Source organism: Kitasatospora sp. NPDC085879, assembly GCF_040686255.1.
Taxonomy (GTDB): Bacteria; Actinomycetota; Actinomycetes; order Streptomycetales; family Streptomycetaceae; genus Kitasatospora.
Genome location: NZ_JBFBJZ010000023.1, coordinates 80,343 through 104,690, shown reverse-complemented (window position 1 = coordinate 104,690; position 24,348 = coordinate 80,343). Strand labels below are relative to the sequence as shown.

Sequence of the window (24,348 nt, the reverse complement as noted above, 5' to 3'; positions counted from 1 at the left end):
TGGCCTCTCTCAGCTCAGGCCGGGGATGAACTGGACGATGAGGTCGATGAGTTTGATGCCGACGAACGGCACGATGAGGCCGCCGAGGCCGTACACCCCGAGATTCCGGGAGAGCAGCGAACTCGCGTTCGACGGCCGGTACTTGACGCCGCGCAGGGCGAGCGGGATCAGGCCGATGATGACCAGGGCGTTGAAGATGATCGCCGAGGTGATCGCCGACTCGGGGCTGTGCAGGCCCATGACGTTCAGGTGCCGCAGGCCCGGGTACACCCCGGCGAACATCGCGGGGATGATCGCGAAGTACTTCGCGACATCGTTGGCGATCGAGAACGTGGTCAACGCGCCCCGGGTGATCAGCAGTTGCTTGCCGATCTCGACGATCTCGATCAGCTTGGTCGGGTTGGAGTCCAGGTCGACCATGTTGCCGGCCTCCTTGGCCGCCATGGTCCCGGTGTTCATCGCGACACCGACGTCAGCCTGCGCCAGCGCCGGGGCGTCGTTGGTGCCGTCGCCGGTCATCGCGACGAGCTTGCCGCCGGCCTGCTCCTTCTTGATCAGGGCCATCTTGTCCTCGGGGGTGGCCTCGGCGAGGAAGTCGTCCACGCCCGCCTCCTCCGCGATCGCCTTCGCGGTCAGCGGATTGTCGCCCGTGATCATGATGGTCTTGATGCCCATCCGGCGCAGCTCGTCGAAGCGCTCGCGCATGCCCGCCTTGACGACGTCCTTGAGGTGGATGACACCCAGGGCGCGGGGAGCGGCGCTGCCGATCCGGGAGGCGACGACCAGCGGGGTGCCGCCGGCCGCGGAGATCTGCTGGACCAGGTCCGTCACGTCCGTGCCCACGGTGCCGCCGTTGGAGCTCACCCACTCGGCAACCGAGTTGGAGGCACCCTTGCGGACCTGGTGGACACCGCCGGCCTCGTCCAGGTCGACGCCGGACATGCGGGTCTGGGCGGTGAACGGAACCCAGGTGGCGTGCGCCAACTCGCCCTGCGCGCGGGCCCGCAGGCCGTACCCGGTCTTGGCGAGGACGACGATCGAGCGGCCCTCGGGGGTCTCGTCGGCCAGCGACGACAGCTGGGCGGCGTCGGCCAGCTCGTCGACCGTCACACCCGTCGCGGGGAGGAACTCGGCGGCCTGCCGGTTGCCCAGGGTGATGGTGCCGGTCTTGTCCAGCAGCAGGGTGTTGACGTCGCCCGCGGCCTCGACCGCGCGGCCCGACATGGCGAGCACGTTGCGCTGCACCAGCCGGTCCATGCCGGCGATGCCGATCGCCGAGAGCAGCGCGCCGATGGTGGTCGGGATCAGCGCGACGATCAGCGCGACCAGCACCACCATCGACTGCGGAGCGCCAGCGTAGGTCGCCATCGGCTGCAGGGTCACCACCGCGATCAGGAACACGATCGTCAGCGACGCCAGCAGGATGTTCAGCGCGATCTCGTTCGGCGTCTTCTGCCGGGACGCGCCCTCGACCAGCGCGATCATCCGGTCGATGAAGGTCTTGCCCGGCTCCGAGCTGATCCTCACCACGATCCGGTCCGACAGCACCCGGGTGCCACCCGTGACCGCCGAGCGGTCGCCGCCGGACTCGCGGATGACGGGCGCGGACTCGCCGGTGATCGCCGACTCGTCGACGCTCGCGACGCCCTCGACGACGTCACCGTCGCCGGGGATGATCTGCCCGGCCTCGACCACCACGTGGTCGCCGAGCCGCAGCGCGGTGCCGGACACCTCCTCCTCGGCCTGCGAGGCAGGCCAGCCGACCAGGCGACGGGCCATGGTGTCACTCTTGGTCTTGCGCAGGGTGTCGGCCTGCGCCTTACCGCGGCCCTCGGCGACGGCCTCGGCGAGGTTCGCGAAAACGACGGTCAGCCACAGCCAGGCCGTGAGCGCCCAGGCGAACACCGACGGGTCGGCGATCGCCGCGACGGTCGTGACCACCGAGCCGACCTCGACCACGAACATCACGGGGTTCTTGACCATGACGCGCGGGTCGAGCTTCTTCACCGCGTCCGGCAGCGAGGCGACGATCAACTTGGGGTCGAGCAGCCCGGCGGCGACTCTGTGCGGTGCCTCGCTGTTCTCGACCGGTGTGGGGGCGGGGGTGAGCGTGGTGGACATCAGTGGAGACCTTCTGCGATCGGCCCGAGGGCCAGGGCCGGGAAGTAGGTGAGGCCGACGACGATCAGCACCACACCGGAGAGCAGGCCGACGAACAGCGGCTTGTGCGTGGGCAGCGTGCCCGCGCTCGCCGGCACCGGCTGCTGCTGCGCGAGCGAACCCGCCAGCGCCAGCACGAACACCATCGGCAGGAACCGGCCGAACGCCATCGCCAGGCCGAGCGCCGTGTCGTACCACTCGGTGTTGACGGTGATGCCGGCGAACGCCGAGCCGTTGTTGTTCGCGGCGGAGGTGAACGCGTACAGCACCTCGGAGAAGCCATGCGGGCCGCTGTTGAGCATGCTCGCCCTCTCACCCGGCAGCGCCATCGCGATTCCACTGCCGATCAGCACGATCGCCGGCGTGGTCAGGATGTAGAGCGAGGCGAACTTCATCTCCCGGCCGCCGAGCTTCTTGCCCAGGTACTCCGGGGTGCGGCCGACCATCAGACCGGCCACGAACACCGCGACGATCGCCAGGATCAGCATGCCGTACAGGCCCGAGCCGGTTCCGCCGGGCGCGATCTCACCCAACATCATGTTGAAGATCGTCAACCCGCCGCCGAACGGCGTGAACGAATCGTGGAAGGAGTTCACCGCACCGGTCGACGTCAACGTCGTCGACGCCGCGAACAGCGAGCTGGCCGCGATGCCGAACCGCTGCTCCTTGCCCTCCATCGCCCCGCCTGCGGCCTGCAGCGCCGTGCCCGAGTGCTGGGACTCGGCGAAGGTGATCAGCGCGGCCGAAGCCACCCAGAAGATCGCCATGACCGCGACGATCGCGTAGCCCTGGCGGTTGTCGCCCACCATCTTGCCGAAGGTGCGCGGCAGCGAGAACGAGATCACCAGCAGCAGGAAGATCTCCAGCCAGTTGGTGAAGCCGTTCGGACTCTCGAAGGGGTGGGCGGAGTTGGCGTTGAAGAAGCCGCCGCCGTTGGTGCCCAGCTCCTTGATGACCTCCTGCGAGGCCACCGGACCGCCGGGTATCGCCTGCGCGTTGCCGGTGAGCGTGGTCACCTCGTGGAAGCCGTGGAAGTTCTGCACCACGCCGTTGGCGACCAGCACCAGCGCGAAGACGATCGACAGCGGCAGCAGCAGGCGCAGCACGATGCGGGTCAGGTCCACCCAGAAGTTGCCGACCCGGTCGGTGCGGTTGCGCGTGAAGCCCCGGATCAGCGCGGCCACGATCGCGATACCCACCGCGGCCGAGACGAAGTTCTGCACCGCCAGGCCCGCCATCTGCACCAGGTGCCCCATCGCGGACTCGCCGCTGTAGGACTGCCAGTTGGTGTTGGTGGTGAACGAGACCGCGGTGTTCCACGCCTGATGGGCCTCCATCTCCGGCACACCCAGCGACAGCAGCAGGTGCGTCTGGAGCCGGATCAGGCCGTAGAGGAAGAGGATCGACAGGGCGGAGAAGGCCAGGACCGAACGCAGGTACACCGGCCAGCGCTGGTCGGCGTCACCGTCCACACCGATGACCTTGTAGAGGCCGCGTTCGACTCTCAGGTGTTCGGCGGAGGTGAGGAGCTTGGCGATGTAGTCGCCCAGGGGTCGGTAGCACAGGGCCAGGGCGCCCACCAGGGCGAGGGCCTGAAGCCACCCGGCAGCAGTGGAGCTCATGATCAGAACTTCTCCGGGTGGATCAGCGCGACGACGAGGTAGCCGACCAGCGCGACGGCGACGATGAGACCTGCGATGTTGTCGGCACTCACAGCTTCTCCACCCCCTTCGCGATCAGGGCGATGACGGCGAACACGGCGACCGTGACACCGACGAAGACGAGATCCAGCATGGGCTCCACCAACAGGTGCGGACGTTGGCCGCAGGCTCCCCCGGAGTCCCTGGCGGCACCGGCGGCAGGCCGGCGAGAGCAGCAAACCAGCGGATCCGCGCCGTTCCGCGGTCCCTGACACCGTCCATACGGGTGGGTCCGGATTATTGACACGGCCTTGACGGCCACGTCACTCCACCGAGACCACGACTTGGCCAGAACGTGTCGCCGGTCCTCGGCCGGAGCGCCGGCGGAGGGGCTGGACCGACGGTCTCGGATCACATCCGCGGCCACATCGCCCGTGGTGTGGCCGGGAGCCCGGGCTGGGCGATCTGCCGGTCTCTTCGGCGGGCGCGCCCCAACGGGTAGGTTTACCTGCCGTTGAGGGCGCCGGGCGCCGTGGCTTGGGAAAGCGGTGTGGGGAATGGTTGCACGGGCCGTTGTGGACTGCGCGCTGTACGAGGACGGGCTTCGCCTGCCGGAGCAGGTGGACCTGTCGGAGGTACTGCAGCGGATAGGTGAGAAGGACGGCCGGTTCGTGTGGATCGGCCTCTACCAGCCGGCCGCCGAGCAGTTCGCCGAGATCGCCGCAGCATTCGACCTGCATCCGCTGGCGGTCGAGGACGCGGTGCGCGCCCATCAGCGACCGAAGCTGGAGCGCTACGGTGACACGCTGTTCCTGGTGCTGAAGACGATCACCTACGTCGAGCACGACAAGGTGACGGCGACCAGCGAGATCGTCGACACCGGCGAGATCATGGTCTTCGCCGGCCCCGGCTTCGCGATCGTGGTCCGCCACGGCAGCGCCCCGCCGCTCGCGGCCGTACGGCGCGATCTGGAGGCCGCACCGGAGCTGATGGCCCTGGGCCCGACGGCGGTGCTCCACGCGGTGGCCGACCATGTCGTCGACCGGTACCTGGAGGTCGCCGACGCCTTCGAGCGGGACGTGGAGGAGCTGGAGACGGCGGTGTTCTCGCACGAGCGCACCGACGATGCGGGCCGGATCTACCAGCTGAAGCGCGAGCTGCTGGAGTTCAAGCGGGCGGTCGTGCCGTTGGGCGTACCGCTGCAACGGCTGGCCGACGGCACGCTGCCGCTCGTGCCGGCCGCGATAGCCGCCTATCTGCGGGACGCCGCGGACCACCACGCGCAGGCGAAGGAGCGGATCCTTGCCTTCGACGAGCTGATCTCCAGCATCCTGGCCGCGAGCATGGCGCGGCTGTCGATGCAGCAGAACACGGACATGCGCCGGATCAGTGCCTGGGCCGCGCTGGCGGCGGTGCCGACCATGACGGCGGGCGTGTACGGCATGAACTTCGACCACATGCCGGAACTGCGCTGGACGTTCGGCTACCCGGCGGTCCTGGCGTTGACGGCTACCGTCTGCGTGCTCATCTTCCGGGCGTTCCGCCGCAACGACTGGTTGTGACCGGTGCCGGCCCTGCGGGCCGGCACCGGGGTTCACCGGTCGTGGTGGATCCATGCGGCGACGAACGCGATCCAGGTGAACAGAGCCGAAAAGGTCAGCAGCGGGGCGAGGCGGCGCATGGTGGTTTCCTCCCTGGGGTTCATGTGGTGAGGGGCCGGGTCAGGCCAGGCCGAGCCAGCCGAGGACGGTCTGGGCGAGCAGGATGGTGGACATGGCCGCGACGCCTACGACCACGGCGGCGGCCGCGATGCGGTAGCGGGGACCGTTGGCCGCATCGCCCAGGACGGAACGGCGATTGGTGAGGACGAGGAGGTAGACCAGGACGATCGGGCTGATCAGGCCCTGGAGGACCTGGGTGCCGATCAGGAGCTGGATGACGTCCACGGGGGTGAGTGCGACGATCGCGCCGAGGGCGATCTGGGCGGTGAACAGGCCGAGGAACAGCGGGGCGTCGCGGAAGCTGCGGGACACCGAGCGCTCCACGCCGGCGGCCTCGCCGATCGCGTAGCTCGCGGAGAGCGGCACGACGGCTCCGGCCAGGGCGGAGGCGCCGATCAGGCCGAAGGCGAACAGCAGCTCCGCGCTCTGCCCGGCGACCGGCTTGAGAGCCTCGGCGGCCTGGGCGGCGGACTCCAGCGGGCCGGTGCCGCCGATCACGGAGGCGGTGGCGATGATGATCGTCAGGCTGATCAGGCAGGCGAAGACGGCTCCGAGGACCGCGTCGGCGCGGATCAGTCTGTAGTCGGCCGGTTTGACGCCGCGGTCGACGACGCCGGCAGCGGCATAGAACTGCATGTAGGGGCTGACGGTGGTGCCGATCAGGGCGACCGCGAGCAGGACGAAGTCCTTGCTCGGCTCGATGTGCGGAATCGCCAGGTGGCCGCCGACCTGTCCCCAGTCGGGGTGGCCGAGGATCATGGCGACGGGGTAGGCGAAGAACGCCAGCGACATGATGAGGAAGATGCGTTCGGCCCACTTGTACGAGCCGAACAGTACGAGTGACCACAGGAGGACGGCGGCGGGTGGGATGACCGCCCACTTGGGGACGCCGAGGAGCTCGAACGCGGCGCCGATCCCGGCGAACTCGCTGACGACAAGTCCGGTGTTGGCCAGCAGCAGGCAGAAGACGGCGAGCGCGGTCAGGCGGAGGCTGAACTGTTCGCGGATCAACGCTCCGAGGCCCTTGCCGGTGTGGGCACCGAGCCGGACCGCCATCTCCTGGACCATGACCAGGGCGATGGTGACCAGCACCATGAAGAACAGCGTGCCGTAGGTGAACTGGGAACCGGCGCTCGCGTAGGTGGCGATGCCGGCGGCGTCGTTGCCGGCATTGGCGGCGACCAGTCCTGGTCCGGCGACCATCGCGACGGCCCCGATGCGCCGCCATCCCCGACGGCGGGCGGCGGGTGCAGCCGGCGCCGGGAGTACGGCGGCCGGGGAGACGGTCGTGGTGGGCGCGGTTGGGGCGTTGACGTCGCGGGTCACTTGAGGAGCCTCCGGAAGTGCAGGCGGCCGCGCTCGGGCAGCAGGGCGTCGAGGATGTCGTCGGCGAGGATCCGGCCGAGCGGGCGGCCGGCGTCGTCGACCACGAGGAGGGAGCTGGCGCGGGCGGCCACCAGATGGTCGGCGGCCTCGGCCAGGCGGGAGTCCGGGCGCACGGTGACCGGCGGTGCGAACTGGGCCAGCCATTCCACCAGGTCCCCGACCAGCGCGGTGTCCTCGGCCACCGCCAGGTCGAACAGCGGAACGTCGCCGGCCAGGCGGCCGTCCTCGTCGATCACGGCGATCGCGTCGATCTCGGTGCGGTGCTCGGCCTGCGCGGCCAGCTCCGCCCGCACCTGGGCGATCGTCTGATCGGGGCGCGCGGTCACCAGCACGGTGGTCATCGCGCCGCCGGCCGTGCCCTCGCGGTGGGTGAGCAGGGTGCGCAACTCGGCGGCCTCGCCGGCGGGCATGCGGGTCAGCAGTGCTTCGCGCTCGCCCGGGTCGAGGTCGCGCAGGGCGTCGGCGGCCTCGTCCGGTTCCATCTCGTCGAGCAGCCGGGCGGCGTGCTCGGGTGCCGCTTCGCGGAGCAGGTTCTCCAGTTCGGCCGGTTCCATCTCCTCCAGGGCGTCTGCGGCGTGCTCGGGCTCCAGCCAGCCGAGCAGCTGCTGGCGTTCGTGGCGGCCGAGGTCCTCGAGGATGTCGGCGAGGTCGGCCGGGCGCAGCCGGTGCAGTGCGGACCGGGAGGCGCGCAGCCTCACTTCGGCGGGCCCGTGGGTGGCCTGCTCGCCGAACGGGGCGACGGACTGCCAGTCCAGGACGCGGTCCGGGGTGGGCCGGACCTGCCAGCGGCGGGGGCCGAGGCGGCGCAGCAGGGTGGGCAGGGAGACGTCCACGCCGACCAGGACGGTGCGGTCGGCCAGCGGCGTCAGGTAGAGGTCGGCGGCGCGGGTGACCTGGATGCCGTCCACGTCGACGAGCTGGTGGTCCATCACGTCCCGTGCGAGCAGGACCTCGCCGGGCCGTCGGAGGTAGTCGCGGAGGTCGACGCGGGCGGTACGCAGCCGTACATGCCCGGCACCGACCGTGTCGACCGCGCTCGCGGCGAGGAAGGCCCGGCGCCGTCCGATCCGGATGATCAGGCCGGTGACCGGCGGATAGGGCTCGGGCCCGTAGAGGCGGGCGACCACGTCGACGACGCGGCCCACCTCCTCGCCGGACTGGTTGGCGACCGGGCCGCCGATCAGTCCGGCGAGGGACACCAGGGAGGCACGGACGGCGCGGGTCGCGGTGGTGCGGCGCGCCCCATCGGTCCTGCGATCGCGCAGCCGGGCCGTGGTGGACATGAGCAGAGTCGTGGCAGGCACGGGGAACACCCCCTCGCCTCGGTCGGGACGAGGCATCGGGCGGCCCGGGTCACGCCGCTGCATCCGCTGGCCGGCCGCGCGCCCGGACGCACGGCGGCGTATCCCGGCAGGGCAGCCGGGCGCGGGAATTCGCCGTGCGCAGGGTGGTCAGAGGAAGAGAGGTTGCCGCGGGTCGCTGAAGGACGGCGAGGACAACACGGTGGAGGGCCGACTATGGCCCGGACTACTGTCCATCTCGCCTCCTCACGATCCCGGCCACGAGGTGATGTCGCGGCGGCACGGCAAGGGGAAAGCCGGCAAAGACCCGGCACACCCCAACTCGTCAGAGCTTTGGCACTCCACGGCGTGTCTCCGCATCGAGCGGAGAAGCCACTTGGGGTCACCCCTTGGGCCGGGGAGACCTGTCCTGATCCGGAGCGTCTCTCGACGGGTGGGATCAGTGGCCTGTGTCCATGAAGACGCCTCACCGAACGAGGTGTCTGTTCAAACCTGCACAAGCATAGGGCCCCGTCGACCTGGCGACCCAATCCTTGACCGGACGTTGACCTCGTCCGCCCGGCGCCGACCTCGTGTCGGTCGCCGCCCGGCCTATGGTCAGGGTGTGCCGAGGGCGGCGTCCTCACGGTCGAGGTCGTACTGGAGGCGCCGGCGGGTGGTGTCGCCGATGCGGTGTTCGTCGTACAGACGGTGCAGTTCGATGCTCTGGACGGTGATGATCTCGTGCCGCAGCTGGCGGTACGCGGCGTCGGCGGTGTTGCCGTCCGGTCCTTCGGGACTGCGGTCGAGGCGGGCGCTCAGGCTTCTGCGCACCCGGTCGACTGCGGTCTCCAGCGCCGCAAGGTGTTCGACGTGGTCGAGGGCAGCGCGGTTGAGGGCGTCACGGGCGTCGTCCTCCTTGCGCACGGTGTGCTCGGGTTCGAGCGCGAGGCCGGAACGGTTGACCACCGCGGCCAGGGTCAGCCCTGGACGACCAGGGTGAAGACCACCACGGACGTGGTCAGGACCGCCGGTGCCGGCCGGCAGGTCGCGCACCAGCGCCGGCAGCGCCGGGCCGACGATGCTGAAGACGACGCTCTCCAGCCCGGATCACCGTCCTCATCCCGAAGTCGAACCCGCCCGACCCTGGCAGCGCCTGCCGCAGAACCGGCGCGGCGCCGTCATCGACCGCGCGCTGCGCCGCCACACGGGCGCCGTGGTCTGCCGTCTCCGGCTGCGCACCTGACGTGCCTGAAATGCTCCGTATGGCGCTTTCCGTATGCGGATATTGACGATCCCTTAACGGCCTCCTCGCGCACCCGAACCGGTGCCGAACAGGCTCCTCGACGCCCCTCACCTGCACAAACATCCGCCGAACGGGGCAACGGAAGGGGCCGTGCGGCAACGTGGCAACCAGGCTCCCGAGCCATACGCTCGATCAGTGTTCAACCTGCCCCAGGCGCTGAAGCGTCTCGTGATCGGCCGCGCGATGCGCAGCGAGGAACTCGGCGAGACGCTGCTGCCCAAGCGCCTGGCGCTGCCGATCTTCGCCTCCGACCCGCTGTCCTCCGTCGCGTACGCCACCGGCGAGATCCTGCTCGTCCTCACCGTCGGCGGCACGGCCTTCCTCTACCTGACGCCGTGGGTCGCCGCGGCGGTCGTCGTGCTGATGGCCGTCGTGGTGATGTCCTACCGCCAGGTCGTGCACGCCTACCCGAGCGGCGGCGGCTCCTACGAGGTGGTGTCGAAGAACCTCGGGGCGAACGCCGGACTGGTGGTCGCGGCCTCGCTCCTGGTCGACTACGTGATGACCGTTGCCGTGTCGGTGGCCTCGGGTGTGGACAACATCATCTCCGCCTTCCCGAGCCTGGCGGACTACCGGGTCGGCTTCGCGCTCGGCTTCGTCGTCCTGCTCACGGCGATGAACCTGCGGGGTGTCCGCGAGTCGGGACGGGCCTTCGCCGCGCCGACGTACCTGTTCATCACCGCGATCATGCTGATGATCGTCACGGGCGTGATCCGGGTGGCGTTCGGCGACACCCCGGTGGCCGAGAGCGCGGCATTCGGGATCGAGCCGGAGCCGGGCAAGGCGAACCTCGCCGGGCTGGCACTGTTGATCCTCGCCCTCCGGGCCTTCGCCTCCGGCTGTACGGCGCTGACCGGCGTGGAGGCGATCTCCAACGGCGTGCCGGCCTTCCGCAGGCCGAAGTCGAAGAACGCCGCCAGCACCTTGGCGGTGATGGGCCTGACCGCGGTCGTGATGTTCGTCGGCGTCACCTGGCTCGCCATGGTGGCCAAGGTCCACTACGTGGACGACGCCTGCCAGCTGACCGGCATCTCCGGTGACTGCGCGAACTACACCCAACCCACCGTGATCGCCCAGCTCGCCGCCTCCGTGTTCGGAGGCAGCGACAGCATCCCGTTCTACGTGGTCCAGGCCGCCACCGCACTCGTGCTGGTCCTCGCGGCCAACACCGCGTTCAACGGCTTCCCGCTGCTGGCGTCGATCCTCGCCCAGCACCGCTACCTGCCCCGGCAGTTGCACACCCGCGGCGACCGCCTCGCGTACTCCAACGGCATCCTCGCCCTGGCCGTGGTGGCCGGCGCCCTGCTGTGGTTCTACCGGGCGGACGTCACCAGCCTGATCCACCTGTACATCCTCGGCGTGTTCACCTCCTTCACCCTGTCGCAGTTCGGCATGGTCCGGCACTGGAACGACGTGCTGCGCACCGGCACCGACCCGGCGGTGCGCTCCTCGGCCCGGCGTTCACGGGTGATCAACGCGTTCGGCGGTGTGTTCACCGCCCTGGTGCTGGTGATCGTGCTGGCCACCAAGTTCACCCAGGGGGCCTGGCTGGCGGTCCTGGCCGCGGCGGTGCTGTGGCTGATGATGCGCGGCATCCGCCGCCACTACGACGCCGTCGCCGACGAACTGGCCATCGAGGACGCCCGGGCCGAGTCGGTGCGGCCGGCCAGGGTGCACGGCGTGGTGCTGGTCTCCAAACTGCACAAGGCCACCCTGCGTGCGCTCGGCTACGCCCAGGCGTTCCGGCCGGACAGCCTGGAGGCCCTGACCGTGGCGGTCGAGAAGGACGCCACCGAGGAGCTCGGCGCGCAGTGGAGCAGCTACGACGTCCAGGTGCCGTTGAAGGTGCTGGACTCGCCGTACCGGGAGATCACCAAGCCGGTCGTCCAGTACGTCCGCGAGTACCGGCGCAACCACCCGCACGAGGCGATCGCGGTGTTCATCCCGGAGTACGTGGTCGGGCACTGGTGGGAGCAACTGCTGCACAACCAGTCGGCGCTGTGGCTCAAGTCCCGGCTGCTGTTCACCCCGGGCGTGATGGTGATCAGCGTGCCGTGGCAGCTGTCCTCCGCGCCTCGCGCCGACCGTCCCGCGCGGCGGGCGCCCGGGGCGATGCGGCGCGGCGAGCCCGCTCCGGTACTCGACGTTCCGCAACCCGAGAAGCTCTGAGGCCGGCCGGCCCGCGGGCAGATCCGGGCACCGTGCCGGAAGCGGTCAGGCGAAGACTGCCAGCACGAGCGCCCCCAGCATGGCCGCGACACCCGATCCGACGAACAGACGCTCCAGCCACTGCCGCTCGCCTCCGTCCACCAGGACCTGGCCCGGATCGGCGGGGTCGTAGCGGAGCCGGACCTCCGCACCGTCCGCCAGAGGCAGCGCCCGACCGGCCGGCACCGGGGAGAACACCTCGACCACCTGGCCGGCCCCGGTGGAGAACTGCAGCAGCGGACGCCGGCCGGCCGAACCCTCCCCGGCGCCACCGGCCCGGTACCGAACCAGGGCAAGAGTCGGAGTGCCGACCCGCCGCAACCGGCGGATCTCGTGCAGACCCGCGAGACCGGCCAGGTACGCGACCAGGCCGCCCATCCCGAGGAACACCGCAAGAGCCATCGCCGCCGCTCCGCCGTTCATGGCCACCGACCTCCCGCCCGCGACCCCTCCGGCTTCCAGTCTGCGCCCCACGGCGCCCGGTGCCCACGACGGCCGGGAATCACGCGCCGTCAGAGATCCTTCAAGAGCGGGCGGCCCGCACGGCGCGGATCCTCGTCGTGAACCGCGGGAACCGGGGATCGTCCCTCCGGAGCCGGTGGACCTACACCTCGATGTGGGAGCCCATGATGACGGTGCGGTCGCGCGGGAGGCCGAAGTACTCCGCGGCGTCGGCGGTGATGTAGGAGGTGGCGATGAACAGCCGCTTGCGCCACGGTGCCATCGTCGGTTCCTTCCCGCGCCGGAGTTCGATCTTCGACAGGAAGTAGGTCGCTTGGTCGAGCTGCAGCTCGCCCTCGGTCGCAATCGGGTCGAGCAGCGCCAGCGTGCCGGGTACGTCGGGTGTCTCCATGTAGCCGAACCGGGCGGTGACGTGGATGATCCCGTCCTCCGCGTAGCCGAGGTCGTCGACGACGATCCGCTGTTCGGCCGCAACCCGGGGCACGGTCTCGGTCTGGATGGAGAGGATCACGACCTGGTCGTGCCGCACGTGGTTGTGCTCGACGTTGGCGCGCATCGCCAGTGGCGTGGTCTGCTTGCCCCGGTTGAGGAAGACCGCCGTGCCGGGGACCTTCAGCGCCCGCACCTGGCCGCTGTGGAGCCGGTCGACGAACTGGCGCAGGGGGCCTTCGTGGCGTTCCCGCTCCGCGGTGACGAGTTGGCGGCCGCGCTGCCAGGTCGTCATGACGGTGAACGCGGTGACGCCGATGAGCAGGGGCAGCCACGCGCCGTGGAAGAGCTTGGTCGCGTTGGCCGCCACGAACAGCAGGTCGACGAAGAGCAGCAGCGTCGCGCCGGTGGCGACCAGCCACACCGGTGTGCCCCACCTCGCGCGGGCCACGTAGAAGAACAGCAGGGTGGTGATGGTGATGGTGCCGGTCACGGCCATGCCGAACGCGAAGGCCAGTGCCGTGGAGCTGCGGAAGGCGAAGACGAGGGTGAGCACCGAGACCATCAGCAGCCAGTTGATCCAGGGCACGTAGATCTGGCCGATGGTGGACTCGGAGGTGTGCGCGATCCGAAGCCGCGGCAGGTAGCCGAGCTGCGCGGCCTGGGAGGCGACGGAGTACGCGCCGGTGATGACCGCCTGGGAGGCGATCACGGTCGCCGCGGTGGCCAGCACGACCATCGGCAGCCGTCCCCAGCCGGGGGCGAGCAGGAAGAACGGGCTGCTGATGTTGGCCGGGTCGTCGAGGATCAGCGCGCCCTGGCCGAGGTAGCTCAGGGTGCAGGCGGGGAAGACGAGGAACAGCCAGCCGCGGGTGATCGGGCGGCGTCCGAAGTGGCCCATGTCGGCGTACAGCGCCTCGGCGCCGGTGACGGCGAGCACGACCGCGGCCAGGGCGAAGAACGCGGTGCCGAAGTGGCCGAACAGGAAGCCCAGGGCGTAGCTCGGGGACAGCGCCTTGAGGATCTCCGGATGGTCGGCGATGCCGGAGATCCCGCAGGCCGCGATGGCCGTGAACCAGAGGATCATCACCGGGCCGAACAACCGGCCCACCGCGGCGGATCCCTTGCGTTGCACCAGGAACAGCACCACGATGATCGCGGCGGTGCCCGGCACGACCGCGTCCTCGAGCGACGGCTCGACGACCTTGAGCCCCTCGACCGCGGACAGCACCGAGATCGCCGGGGTGATCATGCTGTCGCCGAAGAACAGCGACGCGCCGAAGATGCCCAGCGCGGCCAGCACGGCCGTCGTCCGCCGGCTCTGCTGCGAGCCCCACCGGCGCAGCAGGGTGATCAGCGCCATGATGCCGCCCTCGCCGTCGTTGTCGGCGCGCATGGCCAGCAGCACGTAGGTGACCAGGACGATGACCACCACCGACCAGAACACCAGCGACACCACCCCGTACAGGTTCTCGGTGGAGACCGGTACGGGGTGCGGGTCCTCCGGGTTGAACACGGTCTGGAGGGTGTAGATCGGGCTGGTACCGATGTCGCCGAAGACCACGCCGAGCGCGCCGACCACCAGGGCGAGGCCCGCGCCGGCGGTCCGGCCCGGCTCCGGTGGGCGCACTGCGGAACCGTGCTCGGCCATGGTGGTCCTCCTCCGCGCGGGCTGCTCTGCCTCCCGGCTGGTTCACATGGAGCGGACAATACCGATCCCGTGGTGCAGCCCCCGGCAGGCGTGCGTCACCCGCCCCGAACGGCCGCCCGGGCCGTCGGTCCCGTTCTGCCATCCATGCGACGTAAGAATCGGCGGAGTGGGAGTCGAAGAGTCGTCAGGACCGCACCGGGGCCCTGACGGGCGGGAATGGCGTTTCTGTCGCACCAGGGCGCACCCACGCCCGATCGTCGTGTCCCGGACACCCGCCGTCGCCTCGTCCGGCGCAGGCGCTCACAGGGGTCCGGCCGAGGTGAGCCCAGAAGGGGCAATGGAGTGATCTCGGTTGAGCATGACGTGCAGCTGGACGACGACGAGTCCGCCGATGACCGACTTGCCGACTGCCGGGCCTGCGCCTGACGGGGCACTCTGTCGGCGCCCTCACGCTCACGGCCCGGACCACGGGCGATCCGGTGCGTTGGCGCAGTTCAGGACTGGTTGGACGACTGCTCCGGGGCCTTCTGCGGTGTGCGTGGGGCGTGCCGGGGTGCGGTCAGGTCCAGCAGGAGCAGCGCGTCGTGGTCGGGGGTCCCGGGTTCTGCGAGGTAGACGCCGAGGCGTTGGCCCGCGGTGCCCTCCAGGTTCATCGACTGGGCGGTGAGGGTGATCGTGCCGACGTCGGGGTGGTGGAAGGTCTTGTCCACCGACTTGCGGCCGGTCACGTCGTAGCGTTCCCAGAGCTTGGCGAAGTCGGGGCTCTTGAGGAGGAGTTCGCCGACGAGGTTGGTCAGGTCGGGGGCGTCGGGAGCGGTGCCGGCGACGGCGCGCAGCCGGGCGACACAGCCGGTGATCTGGCGGTCCCAGTCCGGGAACAGCTCGCGGGCGGCGGGGTGGAGGAAGAGGTAGCGGGCGAGGTTGCGGTGCTTGGCGGGCCAGTCGTCCAGGCCGGCGTACAGGGCGAGGCCGCCGGGGTTCCAGGCGAGCAGGTCCATGCTGCGGCTGACGATGTAGGCGGGGTTCGGGCGCAGCGATTCCAGCAGCAGCTTGAGGTGGGGGCGCACGGTGCGGCTGGGCGCCGGCGGCGGTTCGGGTGCGTAGCGGGCGGCGCGGGCGGCCAGTTCGCGCAGGTGCTGGTGTTCCTGGTCGTCCAGGTGCAGGGCGCGGGCGAGGGCGTCGAGGACGGAGGGGCTGGGGCGGGTCTCCTTGCCGCGTTCCAGGCGCACGTAGTAGTCGATGCTGATGCCGGCGAGGGTGGCCAGTTCCTCGCGGCGCAGTCCGGGGGTGCGGCGCAGTCCGGTGCCGACGGTGAGGCCGGCCTGCTGGGGGCTGGTCTGGGTGCGGCGGGCGCGCAGGAAGGTGCCGAGCTCCGCGCCCTCTCTGTTCGTCCGGTTGGTGGGGGTGCCCTCGGATGCCATGGCTTCAGTGTCACACCGCGCTGACCTGGGCGGCAGTGCGGTGGGGGCCCTGCCGTTACCCCTGAACGGCCCGCCCTGCCTGCGGAGGCGGAAACGCGCGAGGGTGGGTACACGGCGACCTGCGCCCGCCTCTTCGGGCAGCCGGCACTCCCGACCGGCGGATGAATCGCCGCTCGCGGCCGCGCGCTGCGATGAGCGGGCCCGGGGTGGCGTCCAGGGTGGACATCGCCGGAGAAGACGATGGAGCGGAGAGAGCGGATGCGGTACATCAAGTTGCGTGACCTGGACGTTTCCCGGATCGGACTGGGTGCGATGGGGATGACCCACGGCTACACCGGTTCCGGGACCGACGAGGCGCAGTCGGTTCGGACCCTGCACCGGGCACTGGAGCTGGGCGTCACGCTGGTCGACACCGCCGAGATCTACGGCCCCTACACCAACGAGGAACTTGTCGGCCGGGCGCTGAAGGGCCGCCGTGACCAGGTGGTGCTGGCGACGAAGTTCGGTCTCGTCTCACACGCGGGCCGGGGACCGTGGAACCTCGACAGCAGCCCGGCCAACATCCGCAGCGCCGTCGAGGGCTCGCTCAAGCGGCTGGGCACCGACCACATCGACCTGTACTACCAGCACCGGGTCGACCCGAACACGCCGATCGAGGAGACGGCCGGCGCGGTCGGCGAGCTGGTGGCCGCAGGCAAGGTCCGCGCGTTCGGCCTGTCCGAGGCAGGACCGGACACCATCCGCCGCGCCCACGCCGTCCACCCGGTCACCGCGGTGCAGTCGGAGTACTCCCTGTGGACCCGGGGCGTGGAGCAGCGGGTGCTGCCGGTGCTACGTGAGCTGAACATCGGCCTGGTGCCCTTCTCCCCCCTCGGACGCGGCTTCCTGACCGGCACGATCCGCTCCACCGACCAGTTCGACGAGGACGACTTCCGGCGAGACAACCCGCGCTTCACCGGTGAGAACTTCCAGCGCAACCTGGCGCTCGCCGACGAGGTCCAGGCCGTGGCCGCCGAGGCCGGCGCCACACCCGCGCAGGTCGCGCTCGCCTGGCTGCTCGCGCAGGGCGACGACATCGCGCCCATCCCCGGCACCAAGCACGTGGCCCGGGTCGAGGAGAACACCGCCGCCGACAGCGTCGAGCTGACTGCCGAACAGATCGACAAGCTCAGCAGCCTGCCCCCCGCCGCAGGCGACACCCACACCGAAGCCCAGGCGCGGATGCTCGAACGCTGACCGCTTCCCCCGGCGGCCCCTGACCGTGCGGCCGCCCCGACGACCCCGCACACCCGAGCGACAAGGAAGATCCTCATGCAGAGCGTCACCCTGAACAACGGCGTCGAGATGCCGATTCTCGGCTTCGGCGTCTACCAGATCCCGGCGGAACAGACCGAGCAGGCCGTCTCCGACGCCCTCGCCGCCGGCTACCGGCTGCTCGACACCGCGGCCGCCTACGGGAACGAGGAGGCGGTCGGCCGCGCCATCAAGGCCAGCGGCGTCCCGCGCGAGGAGCTGTTCGTCACCACGAAGCTGTGGGTCCAGAACGCCCCCGCCCAGGACAACGCCCGCCGTGCCTTCGAGACGTCGCTGAAGAAGCTGGGCCTGGACCACGTCGACCTGTACCTGATGCACCAGCCCTTCGGCGACGTCTACGGCCAGTGGCGCGCCATGGAGGCCGTCAACCGCGAGGGCCTGGCCAAGGCGATCGGCGTCGCCAACTTCTACCCCGACCGGCTCCTCGACCTGATCCTCAACAACGAGGTCACCCCGGCGGTCAACCAGATCGAGACCCACCCGTTCTTCCAGCGCCCGGCAGACCACGACCTCATGCGCGAGCACGGCGTCCAGCACCAGGCGTGGGGCGGCTTCGCCGAAGGCAGGAACAACCTGTTCACCCACCCCGTCCTCGCCGGCATCGGCGAGACGCACGGCAAGTCCGCCGCCCAGGTCGTACTCCGCTGGCTGATCCAGCGCGGCATCGTCACCATCCCCAAGTCGGTCAACCCCGACCGGATGGCGCAGAACTTCGACGTCTTCGACTTCGACCTCACCGACGACCAGATGGTCCGGATCGCCGCCCTCGACACCGGCGCCACGCTGTTCTTCGACCACCACGACCCCGAGATGGTCGCCTGGCTCAGCAAGCGCCGCCTGGACGACTGACCCGGCGAGGGTGTCGGCATACCCACCCAGAGGGTGCCGGGGCTGATCCCGAGGCGCTTGGCGATCGAGGTGCTCGGGGTTGGGCAGCATGTCGCGGGCGGCCAGGACGATGTCCGGGTTGACGACGGTGGGCCGGCCGCCGACCTTGCCGCGGGCGCGGGCGGCGGCCAGGCCCTCGCGGGTGCCGGAGACGATCAGCTCCCGGATGAACTCCGCCAGTGCGGCGAAGACGTGGAACACCAGCCGCCCGCCGGGGGTGGTGGTGTCGAGCCGTTCGTGCAGCTAGGTGAAGCCGATCTCCCGGCGACGTAGCTCGGCGACCATGGTGATCAGGTCCTGCAGGAGCGGCCGTAGCGGTCGAGGGCCGTCCGCCGCGGCCTACCACTAACGGCTACTCCATTGATCCAAGCGCGCAAATCCATGCTCTAGCGGAGGCGGGCCAGCAGGTGGGCATCGAGGAAGCCCCGCTCAGAGGCCGGGTCGTGGAGCAGCCGGGCGAACGTGACGAGCCCGGCCCCGGCCAGCAGCTCGACGAAGCGGTCCGCCGGCCAGCTGTAGGCGGGCGTCACCTTGTGGTCGAAGCGGACCGGCTCGGGTGCGTCGGTCGCGAAGAACGAGACCAGGAGCAGGCCACCTGGTGCCAGGACACGAGCCTGCTCGGCGAGCAGCGCGGAAAGTTCCTCAGGAGGGGTGTGGATCATCGAGTAGTGGGCCAGCACGCCACCGAGCGCGCCGTCCTCGACTGGCATGGCCTCCATCCGCGCCTCGTCGAACTGCAGCGCCGGATGGGCCCGCCGGGCGTGGTCGACCATGGCTGGGGAGAGGTCGAGCCCGAAGGCGTCCAGCCCCAGGCCGTGCAGCATGGCCGTCAGATGTCCGGGCCCGCAGCCGACATCGGCTGCCCGCAGGTTCCCCGTCGCGCGCACCAGCTCGGCAAAGATGCCGATCATGTTCCGCGAGAACGGCCGCGTCTCCAGCCGATCGGTGAACATCGACGCATACAGCTCGACGACCCCGTCGTAGGCCGCCCTGGTCTCGTCCTGGTGCTCCACCACGGGAAGGAAGTTAACACCCGCCGTTCGCAGCTCTTCTCCCGCCCCGTACCGAATCCCGCGCCCGTCGTCGCGGACGCTCTCGGCCACCACGACAAGACCACCATCCGGCTCCGCAACGAGGCCGGTGGGACCTGGAGCCGATGCGCCACTGGCGGCCACAGTCGGGGCGGCCCGGTGGCCGATCGTGTCGATGCCGTCCCGCGCACCGGCCAGCACCGAGGCGACGGCCCCGCCGAGGCCGAGCACGCAGGCCAGGCAGAGCGCGGTGAGTGCCCGGACCAGGCGGGGGTGTTCCAGGTGGAGCGGTCGGCGAGCCGTCGAACGGCGGCGGCCGCGGCGAGGGGAGCGCGCGGACGGGGTGGTCCGGCAACCGCCCCCGGGCCCGTCACCTCCGGCGAGCCCGGCTTCCCGGATCCGCTCGTCGCGTGCAGTGCACCTGGTGCCATGACCGCGCGTCCCCTCCCCCTGTCCGTGGGCCTCCGGAGCCCCTCCCCCGGTGTGTCCGTCCGGGGATCGGAGCTCCGGCACGGCCCCGCGCTCCTTCCGCACGAAGGTGCGCGAGGCCGTTCGGCGCAGCTCACGCTAGGGTTCGACGGGTCGCGACCAGCCGCTCCCTGACGCCCCCTTGACGCCCGGAGCAGCGTTCTTGACGGATCGTTGACGAGCGAAGTCACGGTCGCCGGCAGCAGACGCCGACGTGCAGACACTCCCTGCTCACGGCGGCGCCGGAGGAAGGGACAGGGAGATGAGGCGCTCTCATTGCGCCGCCCTGGAGGCGCGCACCGGATATCGCAGGTGCCGAAGGGGCCGTCACCACCCGGAACGGACAGGACGGATGGGACGATCACCGCGTCGCCGCCCTCCGCCGCCGATCTCGCTTCAGGCCAGTTATTAACACGATGATCCGATGATCAGGCAGCGGGCTCACATGTCGCGGTGCCGCACCGCGAGGGCGACCGCGGTCAGCGGCCAGAGCGCGTACACCAGCCAGGATCCGGGGACGGTGGCGGTGTGGCCCAGGGAGCCGAGGTCCTGCTCCCAGCTTTGGACAGAGTGGCCACCGCCAAGTCGCACGTGTCACGGTTGCTCGCCAAGCTCGGCGCCCGCGACCGCGTCCACCTCGTGATCACCGCCTACGAGACGGGGCTCGTCACGCCGCCGCGCTGACCGCATCCGCCCCGCCCGGGACAGGCCCGCGTCCCGGGCGACAGGACGCGCACCGCCAGGCCCGTCCCGTCACGCGCAGGTGAGAGCAGCGTGGGCGGCGGGCCTGGGCCGCCAGTGTCCAGCAAATCGGCGAGTTCCCCGTCGGTCATCCCCGTCGGCTCGCACGCGAACGGTCGGGCGGCTACGACGCGGGGCTCGGCCGGTCCGCGGGCGGGGCGGGCGGACCGGAGGGCGTCGGCGGTGCGTAGGGCGGAACCGGCGGTGGAGCGAAGGGCCCGCCGTAGCCGGGGCCCGGCCGTGGCGTGCGCGTGGCGACCGCGACGACCGCAACGGCGGCGGCCACGCCGAGCGCGAGGTACGGCTGCAGCATGATGAACATCGCGTCGAGCGGCAGGTCGAGAATGCCGTCCAACCGCCCGTTGGTCAGCTGGAAGAAGAGCTGCTGGCCGGCGGCGGAGAGGGTCGTCACCACGAGGAGCACCGCCGCGGTGGGCCGCACCCAGGACACCCCCCTGAACGCCAGGACGGCGAGCACCGACGTCGAGACCAGGGTGGCCGCGAGCGGCGTGAAGTAGACGGCGATGGCCAGCCAGGGCAGGTCGGCATTCTTGTCGGCCATTGCGATCAGGTAGTTGTAGTTGCCCTGGGTGATGCTGATGACCAGGGCGATCGCGAAGATCCCGAGGTACACCAGCAACAGCACCCCGATGGCGGTCAGTCCGCCCCCGGATCCCTTCTGCGGACCGTTTGCCGGCAGCGCGTCCCCGCCGTACGCCATGAGCCCCACCCCTCGTCGACGTTCCTGGCGAGAGGGTAGCGCCCTGGGGTGACAGCCGGGGCGGATTGGACCCGCCCGGAGCGCGCGGGTGTTCGACTGCGTCAGGTTCGGGTGGGACCGGACGCGCACGGCTCGGCCATCGGGAGCTCGCCGACATCCGCCCCGGCGCTGCTGCGGCGGCTCCTCTCACCGGGCGGGGACCGCATCGGCGCCACCCACCGCGGTCCGCTGGAGTGCATCGCCCTCGGCTGACCGGCGACGGTCGGTCAGCCGGCCGGGACCGCTCGGTGGATGGCGGGGAGGGCGGCCCGGGCGGTGGCACCCAGGCGGTCGAAGAGGTCGGCGGTGGATGCGGCGTCCCATGGGCGGCCCCGGGCGGCGAGGACGCGGACGCTGATCCGCAGGTTGTCGTGCCGGACGGTGAGCGCGAGGACGGCCTGGGTCTCGTTGCTCATGGTATCGACGATCCGGTAGCCCTCGCTGCCGATGCCCGTCTGCGGCTCGTACCGGCCGTCCTTCGCGGTGTCCTTGACGTCTTCGTCCCGGCCCGCCTCGAACTGCTGCTTCGCCGTGGCGCTGTCGGGCCAGACGGTGATGTAGGTGCGGACGGCCCCGCCGGGGCCGCTCTCGGCCCCCGCGCCGAGCTTCTGCCCGCAGGAGGCCGTCCGACCCGAGGACGGGTCGGGGCTCTTCTCCTCGGCCTGCGGGACGCCGGCGGCCTTGCCCAGCACCGGCGCGAGGGGTGCGTAGTCGAGCAGCCTGCAGAGGCCGGCCACGTCGATCGGGGTGCCGTAGGTGGTCGGCCCGGCCGCGGCATCGGCCGCGCTGCCGGGCGTGCCGGCCCCGGAGGGGGCCGCGACGGTCTGGTGCGGCGGCCGGGACTGCACATCCGGGGGTGTGCTGGTGCAGGCCCCGGCCGTGCCGGCTAGTACGAGCAGGAGCACCGCGGGGGCATGTCGTCGAATCCGCATGGTCCGGAGCCTAACCAGGGGATCCGACAGCGGCGCCCGAAATCCCCTCCCCCGCCGAGCGAGTGACGGCATGTCCGGTGGCGAAACCACAGCCCCCGGCACCTGCCACTAGCGGAACAACGGCCGATGAGCCGGGCACCGTGACCCGTCCGACGGATAATGGCCGGGGCCACAGGCCGGCTGCGTCGGCGGCACCGATCGATGGAGAGGCAGAGGACGGATGACCCTGGAGGCAGGCCTGCGTGTCAGGTTGGCAGAGGACCTCGGGATCGGTGAGGCAGTCGCCGGGGAGCCCGGGGCCGTCGTCGGGTTCCTCTCGCTGGGAGCCGGGATCGAGGGCACCGTCGAGCGGGTGGACGGGGAACTCCCGGAGAGCGACGAGGTCCGCGAGTACCAGCGGCTCAAAGCGCTGTTCGAGGACTACGGGCACACCATGCCGGAGGCGAGCCGGAAGCGGCTGGAGGCGGAGATCGCCGCGCTGGAGCCGCAGTGGGCCGCGCACCGGGAGCGGGGGAACCTGGTGACGGTCCGGGTCCGGTTGGACAACGGCTTCGTCCTCGACGGGGCGCACCAGGACATCCTCACCCCACTGTGAAGCCGTTCGCCCTCCCGCCGGCCAGCTGATCCACCCCGCCCGTCGGCAATGGATTCCCGCCGTCGAACGGGCGGGGCGCCGCCCGGTGAGACAGGCGCGCACGAAGCGCTCCAGGCCGCTCCGGGGGCGCAGGTGGACGCGGCGGTCGGCGGCCTCGATCTGCGGGGCATCCGAGGGAGTTCACCAACGCGGCGGGGATCTGGGCGGCAGGTAGGGTGCTCCCGTCCTGGCGGATGGTCAGGGCCGGGGCATCGTCCCGGACTTCCCGGACCGCCCGACCGCCCGTGTGCCGACCAACCACAACAACACCCACCGGCAATTGACCTCGCCGGGGCGATTCCACGCGGACGAGCTGATCACGACCGCGATGGTCGCCGACAGCGCGGCCGACGTCGCGCGCCATGCCCGCTCGCGCCACCCCGAGCAATGGGGACTTTCGCCGTCCAGCAGCGGGAAGACCGATTTTTTTTCCCCACCAGGGAACTTCTACCGTCCATTGACACTCGTTCTGAGCGCTCAATGACGAGCATCGTTCGCGCCACTGCCTGCTGCGCGCCGGCCGCGTGGGAGCTCCGCTCTGGGCAATAGGGCCTGGCGGGACATGCAATTGGGGAGGTGATTCTCGTGAAGTTGAATGACGAGATCACCTCACCGGCGGTTGGGGCTGCAGCGGCAACTGCCATGGTGGCGCCCGCGACCACGGCTCACGCGCTCAAGGCCAACCACCTTCGGGTCGGTGTGCCGGTGGTGGCTCCGTTCAACGAGCGGTTCCCGGCCGAGTCCCGCCTCGGTGGACGGATCGGGCCAGGGCCGCTTTCGTCCGCCTAGAAGCCCTTCCACCGGTCCTGATCAGGCGCGAAGCTAGTACTCGCCAGCAGGGAACACCGCCCGGCGGCGAACCGGACGAGGCGTCAACTGTGCGACGCGCGAACGGTTCCGCCCCTTCAGCTCACATCTCCCAGAGGACCACTGTCATGCTTCGCAGTCTCGTCGCCAAGGCCACCGTGTCGCAGCTCTCGCCGCTCGTGTCCCGGCACTTGCCGCGCTGAGCGCTCCCACGGTCGCCACCACGACCACCGCCTGGAAAAGGCGCACTGCGGGAACCACAGCCTGGGAGTAATCAGTCGGCCCGCGCCCCCGCCCACCGACTTTGTCGGCTTTATCGGCGCACCAGCGCTTTTCGCCGGCTCCGGCGGCCCACCCCTGCCTCCACCGGGCCCGCGAGTCCTCACTCGCTCTATCCGGGTGCATTCCGACCGCTGCCCCCGCACGGCAGCCATCACGGCCGCACCCGCCTCCATTCCTCTCCTTTTCTCAATGATTCCGGAGCACTTCTGTGTCTGCCAACGCTTCCAAGCTGACCCGATTCGTCCTTGCCGCCGCTATCGCCGCTTCCGGTGCGATCGCCACCACGGCCTTCACCGCAACCGCCGCCCACGCGGTGGGAACGTCAGCGGTCGGTGGTCAGATCAGCCGCTCCGAGGTCCTCGCCCGGGCTCAGTCCTGGGTCGACGAAGCGGTTCCGTACAGCCAGAGCGCGTACAAGACCGACAGCAACGGCACGTACCGGCAGGACTGTTCGGGTCTGGTGTCGATGGCCTGGCACATCGACACGACCGGAACCAACATGGGATTCACCACTACGTCGATGGGGCAGTACGCGACGCAGTTGGGGAGCCTGGACGATCTGCAGCCGGGTGATGCCATCAATAACATCACCAGCCACACGGTGTTGTTCGGCCGTTGGACGGACTCCGGTCACACCGCGGCCGTGATCTACGAAGAGGCCCACACCGGGACGGACGCGCGGAGCCGCACCATGTACCGGTCCGAGATGACGGGCGACGGCTTCAAGCCGTTCCGCTACAACAAGGTCATCGACGATGTGCCGGCCTCCGGTCAGGTCGTGATCACGGGCGTCGGGGACCTCAACAACAACGGTGTGGCCGACCTCA

The 24,348-nt window shown here is 70.5% G+C and carries 21 protein-coding genes, 2 pseudogenes and 1 riboswitch; of the genes and pseudogenes, 10 read left to right on the top strand and 13 right to left on the bottom strand.

Going from position 1 to position 24,348, the window contains the following annotated elements; translation table 11 throughout:
• Positions 1-9: 9 nt before the first annotated feature.
• Genes kdpB through kdpF form a run of 3 tightly spaced genes read right to left on the bottom strand, consistent with a single transcriptional unit; the run spans position 10 to position 3,874 of the window.
• Positions 10-2,121, bottom strand: a complete 2,112-nt coding sequence (gene kdpB, locus AB0P35_RS19475; RefSeq protein WP_363512087.1) for a potassium-transporting ATPase subunit KdpB — start codon at positions 2,119-2,121, stop codon at positions 10-12.
• Entirely contained in the window at positions 2,121-3,782 is a 1,662-nt protein-coding gene (gene kdpA, locus AB0P35_RS19470; protein WP_363512085.1) for a potassium-transporting ATPase subunit KdpA, read from the bottom strand. Before kdpA ends, kdpB begins: the two co-directional genes overlap by 1 nt.
• 2 nt (positions 3,783-3,784) lie before the next feature.
• Positions 3,785-3,874, bottom strand: coding sequence for a K(+)-transporting ATPase subunit F (gene kdpF / locus AB0P35_RS19465; RefSeq protein WP_363512083.1), 90 nt, complete (start codon positions 3,872-3,874; stop codon positions 3,785-3,787).
• A 483-nt stretch (positions 3,875-4,357) separates the two neighbouring features.
• Here kdpF and AB0P35_RS19460 point away from each other — a divergent pair, with 483 nt between their 5' ends.
• Positions 4,358-5,362, top strand: a complete 1,005-nt coding sequence (locus tag AB0P35_RS19460) for a magnesium and cobalt transport protein CorA (protein WP_363512081.1) — start codon at positions 4,358-4,360, stop codon at positions 5,360-5,362.
• A gap of 159 nt (positions 5,363-5,521) precedes the next feature.
• On the opposite strand, the gene AB0P35_RS19455 is transcribed toward AB0P35_RS19460, so the two are convergent.
• The 3 genes from AB0P35_RS19455 to AB0P35_RS19445 form a co-directional block, all read right to left on the bottom strand.
• Positions 5,522-6,847, bottom strand: a complete 1,326-nt coding sequence (locus AB0P35_RS19455; protein ID WP_363512079.1) for a divalent metal cation transporter — start codon at positions 6,845-6,847, stop codon at positions 5,522-5,524.
• The gene (locus AB0P35_RS19450; RefSeq protein WP_363512077.1) at positions 6,844-8,211 is read right to left on the bottom strand and encodes a CBS domain-containing protein; all 1,368 of its coding nucleotides are present in this window, start codon (positions 8,209-8,211) and stop codon (positions 6,844-6,846) included. Before AB0P35_RS19450 ends, AB0P35_RS19455 begins: the two co-directional genes overlap by 4 nt.
• Before the next feature lie 306 nt (positions 8,212-8,517).
• A riboswitch (M-box (ykoK) riboswitch) is annotated at positions 8,518-8,693 on the bottom strand.
• Positions 8,694-8,805: 112 nt separating this feature from the next.
• A complete protein-coding gene (locus tag AB0P35_RS19445; protein ID WP_363512075.1) occupies positions 8,806-9,156 on the bottom strand; it encodes a hypothetical protein in 351 nt (116 codons plus the stop codon).
• 64 nt (positions 9,157-9,220) lie between these two features.
• On the opposite strand from AB0P35_RS19445, the gene AB0P35_RS19440 reads away from it, so the two are divergent.
• On the top strand, positions 9,221-9,433 hold the full coding sequence (locus AB0P35_RS19440; RefSeq protein WP_363512145.1) for a hypothetical protein: 213 nt from the start codon (positions 9,221-9,223) through the stop codon (positions 9,431-9,433).
• 243 nt (positions 9,434-9,676) lie between these two features.
• Complete coding sequence (locus tag AB0P35_RS19435) at positions 9,677-11,662, top strand: APC family permease (RefSeq protein WP_363512135.1); 1,986 nt, start codon at positions 9,677-9,679, stop codon at positions 11,660-11,662.
• A 45-nt stretch (positions 11,663-11,707) separates the two neighbouring features.
• On the opposite strand, the gene AB0P35_RS19430 is transcribed toward AB0P35_RS19435, so the two are convergent.
• The 3 genes from AB0P35_RS19430 to AB0P35_RS19420 form a co-directional block, all read right to left on the bottom strand.
• Complete coding sequence (locus AB0P35_RS19430; protein WP_363512073.1) at positions 11,708-12,124, bottom strand: DUF3592 domain-containing protein; 417 nt, start codon at positions 12,122-12,124, stop codon at positions 11,708-11,710.
• Positions 12,125-12,305: 181 nt separating this feature from the next.
• Complete coding sequence (locus tag AB0P35_RS19425; protein ID WP_363512071.1) at positions 12,306-14,243, bottom strand: potassium transporter Kup; 1,938 nt, start codon at positions 14,241-14,243, stop codon at positions 12,306-12,308.
• Positions 14,244-14,737: 494 nt separating this feature from the next.
• Entirely contained in the window at positions 14,738-15,664 is a 927-nt protein-coding gene (locus tag AB0P35_RS19420; RefSeq protein ID WP_363512069.1) for a helix-turn-helix transcriptional regulator, read from the bottom strand.
• A gap of 258 nt (positions 15,665-15,922) precedes the next feature.
• On the opposite strand from AB0P35_RS19420, the gene AB0P35_RS19415 reads away from it, so the two are divergent.
• Positions 15,923-16,900 (top strand): aldo/keto reductase, encoded by a 978-nt coding sequence (locus AB0P35_RS19415; protein WP_363512067.1) that lies wholly within the window; start codon positions 15,923-15,925, stop codon positions 16,898-16,900.
• Between the two features lie 75 nt (positions 16,901-16,975).
• On the top strand, positions 16,976-17,827 hold the full coding sequence (locus AB0P35_RS19410) for an aldo/keto reductase (RefSeq protein ID WP_363512065.1): 852 nt from the start codon (positions 16,976-16,978) through the stop codon (positions 17,825-17,827).
• 425 nt (positions 17,828-18,252) lie between these two features.
• Here the strand turns inward: AB0P35_RS19410 and AB0P35_RS19405 are convergent, their stop codons facing one another.
• Together AB0P35_RS19405 and AB0P35_RS19400 are read right to left on the bottom strand one after the other, a co-directional pair.
• Positions 18,253-18,882, bottom strand: a complete 630-nt coding sequence (locus AB0P35_RS19405) for a class I SAM-dependent methyltransferase (RefSeq protein WP_363512133.1) — start codon at positions 18,880-18,882, stop codon at positions 18,253-18,255.
• A gap of 924 nt (positions 18,883-19,806) precedes the next feature.
• Positions 19,807-19,956, bottom strand: coding sequence for a hypothetical protein (locus tag AB0P35_RS19400; RefSeq protein ID WP_363512143.1), 150 nt, complete (start codon positions 19,954-19,956; stop codon positions 19,807-19,809).
• On the opposite strand from AB0P35_RS19400, the pseudogene AB0P35_RS19395 reads away from it, so the two are divergent.
• Positions 19,939-20,049, top strand: a pseudogene (locus AB0P35_RS19395) (DNA-binding response regulator); the annotation flags it as partial. The gene AB0P35_RS19400 and the pseudogene AB0P35_RS19395 sit on opposite strands and share 18 nt — an antisense overlap.
• A 181-nt stretch (positions 20,050-20,230) precedes the next feature.
• On the opposite strand, the gene AB0P35_RS19390 reads toward AB0P35_RS19395, so the two are convergent.
• Positions 20,231-20,827: a hypothetical protein gene (locus AB0P35_RS19390; RefSeq protein ID WP_363512063.1), complete on the bottom strand. Its 597-nt coding sequence runs from the start codon at positions 20,825-20,827 to the stop codon at positions 20,231-20,233.
• Positions 20,828-21,093: 266 nt separating this feature from the next.
• The gene (locus tag AB0P35_RS19385) at positions 21,094-21,798 is read right to left on the bottom strand and encodes a hypothetical protein (protein WP_363512061.1); all 705 of its coding nucleotides are present in this window, start codon (positions 21,796-21,798) and stop codon (positions 21,094-21,096) included.
• A 220-nt stretch (positions 21,799-22,018) separates the two neighbouring features.
• On the opposite strand from AB0P35_RS19385, the gene AB0P35_RS19380 reads away from it, so the two are divergent.
• From AB0P35_RS19380 to AB0P35_RS19365, 4 genes and pseudogenes are all read left to right on the top strand, one after another.
• The gene (locus tag AB0P35_RS19380) at positions 22,019-22,393 is read left to right on the top strand and encodes a hypothetical protein (protein ID WP_363512059.1); all 375 of its coding nucleotides are present in this window, start codon (positions 22,019-22,021) and stop codon (positions 22,391-22,393) included.
• Positions 22,394-22,679: 286 nt separating this feature from the next.
• Positions 22,680-22,916 (top strand): hypothetical protein, encoded by a 237-nt coding sequence (locus AB0P35_RS19375; RefSeq protein WP_363512057.1) that lies wholly within the window; start codon positions 22,680-22,682, stop codon positions 22,914-22,916.
• A 92-nt stretch (positions 22,917-23,008) separates the two neighbouring features.
• On the top strand, positions 23,009-23,221 hold the full coding sequence (locus AB0P35_RS19370; RefSeq protein WP_363512055.1) for a hypothetical protein: 213 nt from the start codon (positions 23,009-23,011) through the stop codon (positions 23,219-23,221).
• Positions 23,222-23,729: 508 nt separating this feature from the next.
• Positions 23,730-24,348, top strand: a pseudogene (locus AB0P35_RS19365) (hypothetical protein); the annotation flags it as partial.